At 38.3% G+C, this 13,856-nt stretch carries 13 protein-coding genes; 10 read left to right on the top strand and 3 right to left on the bottom strand.

Annotated elements, in window-relative coordinates; all coding sequences use genetic code 11:
- The first annotated feature begins 54 nt into the window (after positions 1 to 54).
- Genes lepB through panB form a run of 6 tightly spaced genes read left to right on the top strand, consistent with a single transcriptional unit; the run spans position 55 to position 4,921 of the window.
- Complete coding sequence (lepB, locus tag ACFIKD_RS01450; RefSeq protein ID WP_375635832.1) at positions 55 to 867, top strand: signal peptidase I; 813 nt, start codon at positions 55 to 57, stop codon at positions 865 to 867.
- Complete coding sequence (gene rnc / locus ACFIKD_RS01445; protein WP_375647024.1) at positions 848 to 1,555, top strand: ribonuclease III; 708 nt, start codon at positions 848 to 850, stop codon at positions 1,553 to 1,555. Before lepB ends, rnc begins: the two co-directional genes overlap by 20 nt.
- A complete protein-coding gene (gene era, locus ACFIKD_RS01440; RefSeq protein ID WP_375647023.1) occupies positions 1,548 to 2,453 on the top strand; it encodes a GTPase Era in 906 nt (301 codons plus the stop codon). Before rnc ends, era begins: the two co-directional genes overlap by 8 nt.
- A gap of 25 nt (positions 2,454 to 2,478) precedes the next feature.
- Positions 2,479 to 3,225 carry a DNA repair protein RecO gene (gene recO / locus ACFIKD_RS01435; protein WP_012754938.1) on the top strand — a complete coding sequence of 249 codons (747 nt, stop codon included), beginning with the start codon at positions 2,479 to 2,481 and terminating at the stop codon, positions 3,223 to 3,225.
- 23 nt (positions 3,226 to 3,248) lie between these two features.
- Positions 3,249 to 4,109, top strand: a complete 861-nt coding sequence (panC, locus tag ACFIKD_RS01430; protein ID WP_375647022.1) for a pantoate--beta-alanine ligase — start codon at positions 3,249 to 3,251, stop codon at positions 4,107 to 4,109.
- The gene (panB, locus tag ACFIKD_RS01425) at positions 4,106 to 4,921 is read left to right on the top strand and encodes a 3-methyl-2-oxobutanoate hydroxymethyltransferase (RefSeq protein WP_375647020.1); all 816 of its coding nucleotides are present in this window, start codon (positions 4,106 to 4,108) and stop codon (positions 4,919 to 4,921) included. The genes panC and panB overlap by 4 nt, the downstream gene beginning before the upstream one ends.
- Before the next feature lie 443 nt (positions 4,922 to 5,364).
- On the opposite strand, the gene ACFIKD_RS01420 is transcribed toward panB, so the two are convergent.
- Both ACFIKD_RS01420 and ACFIKD_RS01415 read right to left on the bottom strand, forming a co-directional pair.
- Entirely contained in the window at positions 5,365 to 5,982 is a 618-nt protein-coding gene (locus ACFIKD_RS01420) for a YfbR-like 5'-deoxynucleotidase (RefSeq protein ID WP_375647019.1), read from the bottom strand.
- Positions 5,975 to 6,847 carry a YgfZ/GcvT domain-containing protein gene (locus ACFIKD_RS01415; protein ID WP_375644919.1) on the bottom strand — a complete coding sequence of 291 codons (873 nt, stop codon included), beginning with the start codon at positions 6,845 to 6,847 and terminating at the stop codon, positions 5,975 to 5,977. The genes ACFIKD_RS01420 and ACFIKD_RS01415 overlap by 8 nt, the downstream gene beginning before the upstream one ends.
- 64 nt (positions 6,848 to 6,911) lie before the next feature.
- Between ACFIKD_RS01415 and ACFIKD_RS01410 the strand changes: the two genes are divergently transcribed.
- Complete coding sequence (locus ACFIKD_RS01410) at positions 6,912 to 8,240, top strand: dihydroorotase (protein WP_375636570.1); 1,329 nt, start codon at positions 6,912 to 6,914, stop codon at positions 8,238 to 8,240.
- Between the two features lie 412 nt (positions 8,241 to 8,652).
- On the opposite strand, the gene ACFIKD_RS01405 is transcribed toward ACFIKD_RS01410, so the two are convergent.
- Complete coding sequence (locus ACFIKD_RS01405) at positions 8,653 to 9,021, bottom strand: TIGR02301 family protein (RefSeq protein WP_208439587.1); 369 nt, start codon at positions 9,019 to 9,021, stop codon at positions 8,653 to 8,655.
- Positions 9,022 to 9,535: 514 nt separating this feature from the next.
- On the opposite strand from ACFIKD_RS01405, the gene cysS reads away from it, so the two are divergent.
- The 3 genes from cysS to ACFIKD_RS01390 all read left to right on the top strand — a co-directional run bounded on the left by cysS (position 9,536) and on the right by ACFIKD_RS01390 (position 13,761).
- Positions 9,536 to 11,044: a cysteine--tRNA ligase gene (cysS, locus tag ACFIKD_RS01400; RefSeq protein ID WP_375644918.1), complete on the top strand. Its 1,509-nt coding sequence runs from the start codon at positions 9,536 to 9,538 to the stop codon at positions 11,042 to 11,044.
- A gap of 45 nt (positions 11,045 to 11,089) precedes the next feature.
- On the top strand, positions 11,090 to 11,761 hold the full coding sequence (locus ACFIKD_RS01395) for a DUF421 domain-containing protein (protein ID WP_375636566.1): 672 nt from the start codon (positions 11,090 to 11,092) through the stop codon (positions 11,759 to 11,761).
- 116 nt (positions 11,762 to 11,877) lie between these two features.
- Entirely contained in the window at positions 11,878 to 13,761 is a 1,884-nt protein-coding gene (locus ACFIKD_RS01390) for an ABC transporter ATP-binding protein/permease (RefSeq protein WP_012754947.1), read from the top strand.
- Positions 13,762 to 13,856 lie beyond the last annotated feature (95 nt).

The raw sequence follows: 13,856 nt of genomic DNA, 5'->3' as shown, positions 1-13,856 counted from the left end.
TATTTGAATATTATGATGAAAAAAATTATATCTGTGATGAGAAGGCAGTTGGTGATGATCCAAAAAGATAAAGTGCATAAAAAAGAAAAAAAAGGCGGGGTTCGTGAATTTATTTCTGTTTTAGTACAGGCTCTGCTTTTAGCAGCGGTTATTCGGACACTTTTTTTCCAGCCTTTTAGTATTCCGTCCGGTTCAATGCGTCCTACTTTGTTGGTGGGAGATTATCTGTTTGTTTCTAAGTATGCATATGGGTATTCTCGTTTTTCCATCCCCTTTTCTCCTCCTCTTTTTTCTGGACGGATTTGGGCATCTCAACCTCAACGTGGAGATGTGGTCGTTTTTCGCTTACCAAGTAATCCGAAGATTGATTATATAAAACGCGTTGTTGGGCTACCAGGTGATCGTATACAAGTCCGTCAAAGTGTTCTTTATATTAATGATGAGGCTGTTTCACGTCACTTTATGGGGGAGATTGATAATTCTGATATAACAGAGGTTAACTATCCTGTTGAGGTTTATCGCGAGACAATGCCTAACGGTGTTAGTTATGATACACTTGATTTAGCTTTCATCCCGAAAGTTGATGATACAAAAGTTTTTGAAGTTCCTCAAGGACATTACTTTATGATGGGAGATAACCGCGACAATTCAGATGATAGTCGTTTAGATGTAGGCTATGTTCCAGAAGAAAATCTTATTGGTCGCGCGAGCGTGATTTTCTTTTCTATCAGTAACGGTTCAAGTGCTTGGCAGGTTTGGCGCTGGCCATTTGATGTGCGTTGGAAGCGTTTGTTTTCTTTCATAAATACGGTTCATGATTTGCCGCTTATCAAGCAAGGAAACAACGATGAAACGTCTAATGATTGATCAGCTTTTCAAGCTGACGGGGCATCGTTTTAAAGATGAAGAGAGGTTAAAGAAGGCATTAACACACTCGAGTGTACAAGATTCGGAACAGGGGAATTATGAACGACTAGAGTTTCTAGGGGATCGGGTTTTAGGGCTTTTGATTGCAGAAATGCTGTATCAACTTTTTCCTCAGGCAAGTGAAGGTGAATTATCAGTCCGTTTGAATCATCTGGTTAATGCGCAGACATGTGCTGATATTGCGCGTGAAATGAGGCTGCCTGATATGATCCGTGTTGGTTTTGAGATGAAAAATTTCGAGGGGCGTCGACTCATCAATATGCATGCAGATGTCGTGGAAGCTTTGATTGCCGTGATATATCTCGATGGAGGATTGGAAAGCGTTCGCCCTTTTATTCAAAAATATTGGCACGGTCGGGCAAAGAAAATGGATGCTGGTCGGCGTGATGCCAAGACCGAATTACAGGAATGGGCGCATATCCAAGGCAATGCACAACCACATTATCAGGTTATAAAACGTTCAGGTCCAGATCACGATCCTGTTTTTATGGTAGAGGTAAGTATTTCTGGGTTTGCTTCAGAGATTGGGCAGGGAAGTTCCAAAAGATATGCCGAAAGAATGGCAGCTGAAAAAGTTTTGCGACGAGAGGGTGTATGGAAAACAGTGGGAAAAAATGATCATGAGTGACGTTATGAAAACGCGTTCTGGGTTTGTTGTACTTATTGGGATGCCTAATGCCGGTAAATCGACATTGGTTAATCAATTGGTTGGAACAAAGGTTTCGATTGTAACGCATAAGGTACAAACAACACGAACTTTAATCCGCGGTATTGTCATTCATGATGATGTGCAAATTGTGTTGGTCGATACACCGGGTGTTTTTCGTCCCCATAAGCGCTTAGAACGTGCCATGGTCTCTGCTGCTTGGGGAGGGGCTAAGAGCGCCGATGTTCTGCTCGTTTTAATTGACGCTCAAAGTGGTCTTTCGGATGAAGTTGATATGATGTTAGATATTGTAAACAACATGAAACAAGAAAAAGTTCTTGTTCTTAATAAGGTTGATACAGTTGTTAAATCATCTCTTCTAGCGTTAACCACTAAAATAAATGAACGTGTAAAGTTTGCGCAAACATTTATGATTTCTGCTCTAAACGGTTCTGGTTGCAAGGATTTACTTCATGCGTTGAGTAATATGATGCAGGAGGGACCATGGTATTATCCGGAAGATCAAATTTCCGATATGCCCATGCGTCATCTTGCTGCTGAAATTACGCGTGAAAAATTTTTTCTTCGTCTTCATGATGAACTTCCTTATTCCTCAACGGTTGAAACAGAAAACTGGGAAGAGCGTTCAGATGGTTCCGTTAAAATTAATCAAGTTATTTATGTCGAGCGTGAGAGTCAGAAAAAAATTGTCTTAGGAGCAAAAGGCGATACAATTAAAGCGATTGGTCAAGCAGCACGTAAAGAACTCATGGAAATTATGGATCAAAAGGTTCATCTTTTTCTCTTTGTGAAAGTGCGCGATAATTGGGATACCGATCCAGAACGTTATCGCGAAATGGGATTGGATTTTTTAAAATAAGATTTTTTAAAATAATTAAAGTAAAATGAAGTGGAAAGAACAAGCTGTTATTCTTGGTACACGCCAATATGGTGAAACAAGTGTTATTCTTGAGGTTATGACACGTGAACATGGTCGTTATATGGGAGTGGTAAAAGGGGGGCGATCACGTCGTATGGCAGCTCTTCTTCAACCTGGAAATTTTGTGGAGGCTGAATGGTGGGCTCGTTTAGAAGAACATTTGGGACTTTTTCGGCTTGAAGCTCTTGATCTACATGCGGCACGATTAATCTGTCTACCAGAAGCACTTTATGCTTTGCAATTGATAGCTTTTCATTTGCGGCTTCTTCCCGAACGTGATCCTCACCCCGTTTTATATGATATTTTACACCTTTTTATGCAGAATTTTGATGAACCATTTGTAAATGCAGAATTGCTTGTACGTTTTGAAATGCGGCTTCTTGAAGAACTTGGTTTTGGTCTTGATTTATCTTGTTGTGCAGCAACAGGTCGTCAGGAAAGGCTTCATTACGTATCACCAAAATCTGGACGGGCTGTCTGTGAAGAAGCAGGGGAACCTTGGAAAAAAAAGCTTCTCATTCTACCACAGTTTCTTGTGCAAAGAACGACTCGTCCTACTGATTCTAGTGACATAATAAATGGTTTTATACTGACGGGTTTTTTTCTTATGCGTCATGTCTGGGAGCCACGAGATATAAAGCAGCCGTCAGTGCGCATGAATTTGATACAATTGTTTGAGCGCCAATTTGGTATACAAGCATTAATTTATTAATCTGATGATAATTGAATGGGAAAATGAAAGTTTTAAAGACAATTGCTGAAGTCCGACAATATACTTCAGAGGAACGACGTTTAGGTTTTTCGATTGGTTTTGTTCCAACAATGGGGGCATTGCATGATGGTCATCTTGCATTAGTACAGTATGCAAGAGCAATGTGTGATCGCGTATTGGTTTCTATTTTTGTCAATCCAAAGCAATTTGGACCTCATGAAGATTTTGCTCAATATCCAAGAGATTTGAAGGGCGATTGTGCTTTGTTAGAAGAAGCAGGTGTTGAATGTGTTTTTGCCCCTTCTGTAGATGAAATGTGGCCACTGGGAAATGATACAATTGTGCAAGTGAAAAAATTATCACGTATTTTGATGGGAAAATTACGTCCAGGGCACTTTTGTGGTGTGACAAGCGTTGTTGCTAAACTTTTTAATATTGTCCAACCAGATAAGGCTTTTTTTGGGGAAAAGGATTTTCAACAAATTTTAATTATTCGGCGTATGGTTGAAGATTTGGCTTTTCCTATTGAAATTGTTGGAGTTCCTATTCTACGGGAGTCAGATGGTGTCGCTTATTCTTCACGCAATCAGTTTTTAACATTAGAAGATCGTAAAGCTGCCAAAATTATTCCTGAAAGTGGGAAAGCTGCTGAAAAGCTTTACCATGAAGGTGAACGGTCGGTTGATAAATTATGCAAAACTGTTCATGATATTTTACAACAAGAAACGCGTGCAATCATTGAAGCAATAGATTTACGGGATATGGAAACTTTATGCGTGATTAAAGGAACATTGAATAAACCAGCAGTTTTACTTCTTACTGTTCGCTTTGGAGAGGTAAGGCTGATTGATCAATATATATTGCAAGAGAAGGGCGGAAAATGAGTGTACATAAAACCGTAAAGCGTATAACATCTTCCGAAATACGTACAAGAAAGGGACAACAGCCAATTGTTTCTTTAACAGCTTATCAAGCTTATACTGCGCGGATTGCTGATCCATATTGCGATATCCTTTTGGTTGGTGATAGCGTTGGTATGGTTGTGTATGGATTTGAGACAACGCTTCCTGTTAATTTAGATATGATGATTTTACACGGACAAGCCGTGGTGCGTGGATCTCAAAAAGCTCTTGTGGTTATTGATATGCCTTTTGGCTCTTATGAGGAAAGTCCAGAGCAAGCTTTTTTAAATGCATCGCGTATTCTTGCTCAAACGGGGTGTGGTGCAGTTAAGCTTGAAGGTGGTGTTTATATAGCGGAAACAATTGATTTTTTGTGTAAACGTGGCATTCCAGTGATGGGGCACATCGGTCTTACACCCCAGGCGGTGAATCGTTTTGGTGGTTTCAAAACACAAGGACGAAAACAGAGTGATTGGCAAAGAATTGAAGCGGATGGGACTGCAATTGAGGAGGCCGGTGCTTTTGCTATTGTTTTAGAAGGGATTGTCGAACCTTTAGCAGTAAAACTGACAGAAAAGCTTTCTATCCCTACGATCGGTATTGGTGCATCCAATCAGTGCGATGGACAAGTATTGGTTATGGAAGATATGTTGGGCTATGGTGCTCATGTGCCAAAATTTGTACGCCGTTATGGAGACTTTGAACAAGCCATGGAAACTGCAATAAAGAATTATGCAGAGGATGTCACATCTCGTGCTTTCCCAGCGGATAATGAAGTTTATAAACTAAAATAAACTTCAGTTTAAGATGAAAAGTTTGACAAGGGAACATTTGTTGTTTTGATAATGAAAGTGCATTATTTCATATATTTTGTATGCAATTTGAGCTGTGCTTTTTTTTAAGAAAGCTTTCTTAAGGAACTCAACTCCTATTTCGCGACGGCGTCTGTGAATGGTATAACGGTAAAGCTCCTATGAAGTGTATAATTTACAGAGCACTAGCATCTTTACGCTTCATAAGAGACATTTTAAATTCTTTTTTTAAAAGTTTTTACCCATATGCCGGTCCCACTTATGACGTGCAAGAGAATGATTTTGATTGATTCAATATAAACAGATTTGAAATGAGTGAATCTCACGATATTAGGGGCTCTCATTCAACATGAAAAAATAATGAATTATTATTATAAATCAGTGTGATGAGTCTTTAATGATAGGGAATCAACAATGCGAAGAGTCTATAATCTTTGGGCATCCAAGGCATTGAAGCGAGTTAAAAATGCGTTTTCAATTTGTTGGGTAGAATAGGGGTATAAATTAAGATCATCGGGTAAAATATTATTGGGAGAGCCAAAATAGCGAAGGGCTTCTTCTGTACTAAATCCAGCAAGCGTAATCGCTTCATAATATGCAGCGATACGGTCGGCTTGTTTGATTTTTTTTAAAAGTTTTTGAGAAAGATCAACGGGAAGAGAAAAGCGCATGTGGATAGTATCTTGGATGCCCTTTTCAATGCGTTCATATTGTGTTCCTATGACAGCTTTAAAGGGGGAAATCATATCGCCGATGACATATTCTGGAGCATCATGAAGAAGAGCATAAAGACATTCGTTGCTTCCCGATTGTGGAAAAAGTTTTTGAAATATTTGTTCAACCAAAAGTGAATGTTGTGCAACAGAATAGGCATGCTCCCCTCGTGTTTGACCGTTCCAACGTGCCACGCGAGAAAGTCCATGGGCAATATCCTCAATTTCAACATCAAAAGGAGAAGGGTTGAGAAGATCAAGTCTGCGTCCAGAGAGCATTCTTTGCCAAGCGCGTGCTTCTCCATTTTTTAATAATTCAGCTTTAGCCATGCATATTTTCTATAGTATTTTCAGGAAAGGTAAAATTCATATTTTCAGCAATGTTTATAGTGACAGGAATGTTTTTTACAGTAAAGGGGATGTTATGGTCCATAGAATCTTTGACGTGATCAATACGCATTAAAGCGAGAGCCTCATTTTCTACACACGTTCCCAAGTAGCCAAGCACTTTTGTTCCTGCTTCAATGCTAGATTGAGGGGTTAATTCACACTGGCCTTTTACAATAAAAATACGGCGACGTGCTGCACGGCGGTGGTGCATTCGTGAAACAATTTCTTGTCCAATATAACATCCTTTATTGAATGAGAGTCCATTGATTTGATCGTAATTAATATCATGAGGAAAGACTTTGCCAACTTCATAGTCTTGACCACTTTCCGCAATTGCATAACGGATACGCAATTGATTCCATGTATCATGATACTCTGAAGTCAAAAAAGGTTTTTTGCCATAGATTCGTATTATTTTTTCTTGTTGTGGGAAGCGTTTATCAACAAAACTTGAATCAAAATTTAAAGTATCTGATTCATTATTCAAAGAAACCGTAACAAGCTCTTGTAATGGTTGTGTAATTTCTACTTTTTTACGCAGCTTATAGAGCAACAGACGTTGGTGAAGCGTATCAGCTAAAGGCATTCTGATATCAATCAGGTAACCATTTTCTTTTTTTCCGATAAGAAAATCAGCAAGAATCTTTCCTTGTGGGGATAAAAGGGCTCCAGGGAAAAGTTCCTGTGGACTGATTTTTTTTACATCTGTCGTGATCAAGGATTGTAGAAAATCTGTTGCTTCTTCGCCTGTAATTTGAATAAGCCCGCGGTTTTTTAAGCAAATGGCATTTTGTTTTTCAATCATGGTTCTTGCCTTTCTGCTCAAAGTTACATAATCGATAAGTGAGCAATATGTAAGGAGCGTGGCTATGTTTAAAACATTTGATACAATTTTTAAAGGTGCAACACTTGTGAATCATGATGGAAGAAGCAAGCGTGATATTGGTATTACAAATGGTCGTATTGCTGAAATAGGCAACCTTACATGTGCATCGGCTAGTGAGGTCATTGATTGTACGGGGCTTCATATTTTACCAGGAATTATTGATAGCCAAGTGCATTTTCGTGAGCCAGGAAATGAATATAAGGAGGATTTGGAAAGTGGCTCGTATTCTGCTGTGTTAGGGGGTGTTACGGCAGTTTTTGAAATGCCTAATACCAATCCGTTGACAACATCAGAAGAAACATTAAACGATAAGGTTAAACGCGGATTTCATCGAATGCATTGTGATTTTGCATTTTGGGTTGGAGGAACGCGTGAAAATGCCCATGAACTCTCTGAGTTAGAAAGACTTCCCGGTGCGGCTGGAATTAAAGTCTTTATGGGGGCCTCTACCGGTGATCTTTTGGTTGATGATGATGAAAGTGTACGCCTTATTTTGAAGAATACACGCCGTCGTGCAGCTTTTCATTCTGAAGATGAGGCGAGGCTCAAAGAGCGTAAAATATTGCGTATTGAAGGGGATGCATCGTCACATCCGATTTGGCGTGATGAAGTTGCGGCATTAAAATGTACGCAGCGTTTGGTAAAAATTGCCCATGAGACGAAAGCACGGATTCATGTGTTACATCTTTCGACAGAAGAAGAAATTGATTTTCTAAAAAAACATAAGGATGTTGCAACAATTGAAGTGACACAACATCATTTGACTCTCACGGCTGATGATTATAAGAAGTTTGGTACATTAATTCAGATGAATCCGCCTATTCGTGAGTCGCGCCACCGTGAAGCTCTTTGGTACGGTGTTCAACAAGGAATTATTGATGTCTTAGGCTCAGATCATGCGCCTCATACTCTTGAAGAAAAACTTCAACCTTATCCCTCTTCACCTTCAGGAATGACAGGGGTGCAAACAACAGCAGCAATTATGTTGACACATGTGAATGAAGGAAAAATATCTCTTGAACGTTTTGTTGATCTCACTTCACATGGCCCTAGTCGTATTTTTGGTATAAGCTGTAAAGGGCGCATTGCTGTTGGGTACGATGCTGATTTAACCATTGTTGATCTTAAGAGAGAAGAAATTATTACGAATGGCTTAATTGGTTCGCGTGCCGGTTGGACACCTTATGATGGTCAAAAAGTTAAAGGTTGGCCTGTTGGGACTATTATCCGTGGTATGCGCGTTATGTGGGAAGGTGAAATTGTCACACCTTCACAAGGAGAGCCTGTTAAATTTATGGAAACTTTGGTGTAAACAGATTAAAAAGTATGCCGTAAAATATCATCTTTTAGAGTGATGATATAGGGTATGTCAGCCTCTTTGGCACATAAGTGTTTTTTATGCGTGGTGAATATTCTTAGGCTTATTTGTAGAAACTATGAAGCAAATTACATGAGTGGGAAGCCAAGAGGAATCTTGTTCAACAAGAACCTAGATTATTTACAGAGCAAATTTAGTTAACAATCTTCATCCTTTGAGGTGTGGGGAGGAAGCCAAAGAACGATTTTGTATGGGGAAAAAGGCGCTCATACGAATAAAAGCGTATCGAGACATTATTCTTTAAAAGTTTCTCTATTTTCAGAGCTGGTTTATTGCTCCCCGCATTTGTGAGAGGAATATCATTGATATCGCTAAAATGGAGAAAGATACTTTTTGCATAGATTAATTATTTATAATGCATGAGGAGGTTTTCAGATAAAATTCTTCCTTCCTCTATGTATCTTTGATTGGCTTCAATGGCTGCTTGGGTACAATGGTGATAATTTTCTGAGAAAGCACGATACGCTTCATTAAACGCTTCATAAAAATAAGCACGTCTTTGTGGAATGGGGTGTTCTGCTTCAATTAGTGCATTCATATAATCATACCATTGGTTTGTTGGAGGCTCGCAAAGATTTTGGAGAGAATGCAATGATCCCAAAATTTCTGCTAGTCGGAGTAATTTTTTTTCATAAGGTGGAGATTGTTGCGCAAAGGTTGGCATTGAAATGACAAGAAATATTAAAATAATGATGTTCATCAATCTATTACGCATTATTTTTATTGCTTTCTTTGAATAAAACTCTGTACAGATAAAATAATTTTGTCATGAGAACTGTGTAAAAAAATAGAGTTAATTGCTACATTATTCTCAATTATTGATTATAAAATATAGGGCGTAAGAGGCAGTAAGGAACCCATTGTGGAATATTGAAAATACTGACGAAGCTTTGTGTGGTTAAAAATTTAAGATTTGCTTCCTGAAAGCTATCTATTTTTCACATAGGTTTATTTTCACATAGGTTTATATTGTGTTGCCTATAGAATTTTTTCTAAGCTCGTTTTCTTTAAGAAGGGAAAGCATCTCTAATGATAGAATGCTTTTGTTCAATCAAATAAAATAGATTGTTTTTATGATAAATGATGGATACAGCCGTGAATACAATGGGAAAATGGTAAGAAGAATTTACTATAAGAAAAAAGTTTTTAGCCTAAACCGCGTAATACGATAATTTGAGATAAGATGCATCTAAAAGGAGCGGTGCATAATATCGTCTATGGAGTCAATAATGAAAGAGTTGCGATTTTATAATACGCTGACACGTAAAAAAGAAAATTTTACACCAATAGATCCGACAAGAGTACGTCTTTATGTTTGTGGACCGACAGTTTATGATTATGCGCATGTAGGAAATGCACGCCCTGTCATTGTTTTTGATATTTTATTTCGTTTATTGCGTCATGTTTATGGCAATGAGCATGTTCTATATGCGCGTAATATTACAGATGTTGATGATAAAATTAATGCACGAGCAGCTTTTGAATATCCAAACTTGTCATTGAATGACGCCATTCGTCAATTAACAGAACGTACATATTGCCAGTTTCAACAAGATACAATAGCACTTGGTTGTCTATTACCAACCAGTCAGCCGCGCGCAACCGAGCATTTAGAGGAAATGCGCTCTTTAATTGAAAGATTGCTTGAAAAGGGGCACGCTTATAAAGCGGAAAATCATATATTATTTTCTGTAAGTAGCATAAAAAATCCTCCCCACTATGGGGCATTTGCAAATCGTTCTTTAGATGAAATGAGGGCGGGGGCGCGTATTGATGTTGCTGCTTATAAAAGGGAAGAGATGGATTTTGTTTTATGGAAACCTTCTGTGGAAGGGGAGCCAGGTTGGGAATCGCCGGCCGGAATTCCTGTTTTAGGTCGTCCAGGTTGGCATATTGAATGTTCTGCGATGTCAATGGCAAAGTTATTAGCGCCCTATGGCGGTGGTTTAACTTGTGATGATCCAACCGCGAATGTTTTTGATATCCATGGTGGTGGACTTGATTTAATTTTTCCTCATCATGAAAACGAGATTGCACAAAGTTGTTCAGCTTTTGGGACGGAGCGAATGGCAAATTTTTGGATGCATAATGGTTTTTTACAAGTTGAAGGCAAAAAGATGTCGAAAAGCTTTGGCAATTTCATAACTATTCGTTCTGTTTTAGAGAATAATTTTTTGGAGTTTAATGGTATTTTAATCGATGAAATGAAGAAAAATTGGGCTGGTTTGTCTGCGCGTTTTTCGATGTTGCAAACGCATTATCGTGAACCATTAAATTGGACAGCGCAGCGTTTAATACAATCGAGTGGCGAACTATATCGTTGGTATGAATTGCTTCGCAGCAAAAAAAGTGAGATGGAAAACAATGAAGCAATTAATGATACTTTGATAGATGCACTCAGTGATGATCTTAATACTCCAAAAGCACTGACTCTTTTGCGAAAGTTTTATAAAGAAGGGAATGCGCTGGCTCTTGCTAATGGGATGAATTTATTAGGACTGTTACGACAAGAATGGATTAAAGAAATAGACTGCCCATTATTTATAAAAAAAACTTTTCTTGATTCAAAATTTATTGATCAACGTATTGCTGAAAGACTACGACTTATCCATAATAAAGAGTGGGAAGCAGCGGATACAATTCGTGATGAGCTTGCAGCGGAGGGGGTTCTTTTAAAAGACAGTAAGGATCCGCAGAGTGGTGAGCGCATAACTGTGTGGGAAATAAAACGATTTTAATTTTCCTATTCCAGCAGCTTACATAAATAAAGGGAGGAAAATTTGATGGAATTTTTATATCATTATGGGTATATCGCGCTTAAGCTGGCTGTAGGTCTTGTTGCCTTCTTATTTATTTTAAGAACGACGGGGCGGGGGAGCCTTAGTCAGATGACACCAGTTGATTTGGTCAGTAATTTTGTTATGGGAGGTATTATTGGAGGCGTTATTTATAATCAGAGTATTAGTAGCATTCAATTATTGCTTGTTTTACTCATCTGGCAAACCTTGATTACATCTTTTAATTTTTTTGCACGCTATTCAGTTTTTTTTCGTCGTCTTATTGCAGGGCGGAATGTTACATTAGTTTTAGATGGGGTTTTCCAAATAGATAAGATTAAGAACTTAGGGATCAATGTTAATGATCTCATTACGATGTTACGTCTTAAAGGGTGTCACTTACATGAAGCCGCTTTTGTTCGTTTGGAAACCAATGGTGATTTCACTGTCATTAAAAAGGAAGAAGGGAAGAAATCGACGATTTTAATAGAAAATGGTGAAGTTATTGATGATGGACTTAAAGAGATTGGTAAAACAAAAAAGTGGCTTCAGGCAGAATTGAAAAAAAACCATGTAAAAGTTGAAAATTTATTTGCAGCAGAGTGGTATGAAAATACAGATAAAAATAATAAATTGTATAGTGGATTATTTCTTGTTCCTTTTTCAAAAACAGTCTAACTTTAAATAACGAGTGGGTATAGCTTATTGGAAGCGTAATGAAGAGATAAATCTATAAACAACCACAGGGGGGTATTTTGCCTTTTTCGTGTGGATGATAGAGAAGTAAGGACTTTATGAAACGCAATGAAATGACAAAGACTGTATCATCAGATACAGGCAGAACTCTGCACACACTTTACAATTTATGGCCCTATATGTGGCCAGTAGGGCGACGTGATCTAAAAATACGTGTGCTATGGGCAATATTTTATCTTGTTTTGGCTAAGCTCGTTCTCATATCTGTACCGTATTTCTTTAAATATTCTACGAATGTGCTTGATTCAAGCTTTCAGCTACCTGAATGGTTCCCATCCAGTTTGATTATTCCCATCATGCTCGTTTTGGCATATAATGTCGCACGTATTATGCAGGCTGGATTAAATCAATTACGCGATTCTCTTTTTGCCACTGTTGGTCAATATGCTGTTCGTCAATTGGCTTATAAAACCTTTGTACATATGCATGAGTTATCCTTGCGATTTCATTTGGAACGCCGAACTGGTGGGCTTTCTCGTGTGATTGAGCGTGGTACAAAAGGAATTGAAGCGATCGTAAGATTTTCAATTCTGAACACAGTACCGACAGTTCTAGAGTTTATATTAACGGCACTTGTATTTTACATAAGTTATGGGTGGCATTATCTTCTCATCGTTGTTGCAACGGTTGGATTATATATCTTGTTTACCATTAAGGCGAGTGATTGGCGCATTCGTATTCGGCAACAAATGAATACAGCAGATACTGAGGCCAATACGCGTGCAGTTGATTCTCTTTTGAATTTTGAAACGGTGAAATATTTTGGCAATGAAACTCTAGAAGCCGATCGATTTGATGCTTCTATGGTAGGTTATGAAAAAGCCGCAACAAAGATTTGGACATCGTTAAGCTGGCTTAATTTTGGTCAGGCTCTTATCTTTGGTATTGGAATGACGATCATGATGCTGATGTCAGCTTATGAAGTTTTTTATAAAACACAAACTTTGGGTGATTTTGTTTTTATTAATGCACTTTTAATGCAACTTTCCATTCCACTGAATTTTATTGGTTCAATTTATCGTGATATTCGACAAGGTTTAACGGATATTGAAGCAATGTTTGATCTTTTAGATGTTCAGAAGGAGATCGTTGATAAATCGGATGCTAAACCGTTAGAGATAAGGGATGGGACCATTCGTTTTCATCAGGTAAAGTTTTCCTATGATTCGACACGTCAGATTCTCAGAGATATTGATTTTGAAGTTCCTGGAGGAAAAACAGTCGCCATTGTCGGTCCATCTGGTGCAGGTAAATCAACTATTTCTCGGTTGCTTTTTCGGTTTTATGATGTTGACGCGGGTTCTATCACAATTGACGGGCAGGATATTCGTGACGTAACACAAAAGAGTTTGCGTGAAGCGATTGGCATGGTCCCACAAGATACAGTGTTATTTAATGATACAATTGCCTATAATATTTGCTATGGGCGTCCAAGTGCTACAGACGAAGAGATGCGCAAAGCTGCTGAAATGGCACAAATATCAAAATTTATTGAAATTTTACCGGAAGGTTTTCAGTCTATGGTAGGAGAGCGAGGTCTCAAATTATCAGGTGGTGAAAAACAACGTGTGGCTATTGCACGGACACTCTTAAAAGCCCCCCCACTTCTTATTTTAGATGAAGCAACATCGGCTCTTGATACGGCGACTGAACAGGAAATTCAACAAGCATTGGATATTGTAAGCCGTGGACGTACAACATTGATTATTGCTCACCGTCTTTCTACTGTCATCAATGCTGATGAAATTTTGGTTCTTAAAAGTGGTCGTATTATTGAAAATGGGGCGCATACAGAGCTTTTACGCAAGAAAGGTTTATATGCTTCAATGTGGAATAAGCAGCTTGAAGCATCGAAAGCTGAAGAAAAATTACGTAAAATACGTGAAGAAGATGAGACGAGTGTTGTTAATCGTAAAAAATAAATAGGGCAAAATGTAATCTATATCTTTATATGGAGTGATTGATTAAATACATAAAAAGACACAAGAGGAACAAAAAGATTTGTTGCTTGTTTGAG

It is taken from the genome of Bartonella sp. CR84HXZ, from assembly GCF_042194535.1.
GTDB lineage: Bacteria > Pseudomonadota > Alphaproteobacteria > Rhizobiales > Rhizobiaceae > Bartonella > Bartonella grahamii.
Note: the sequence above shows the minus strand (reverse complement) of the source record. Positions and strands in the feature narration are given on the sequence as shown.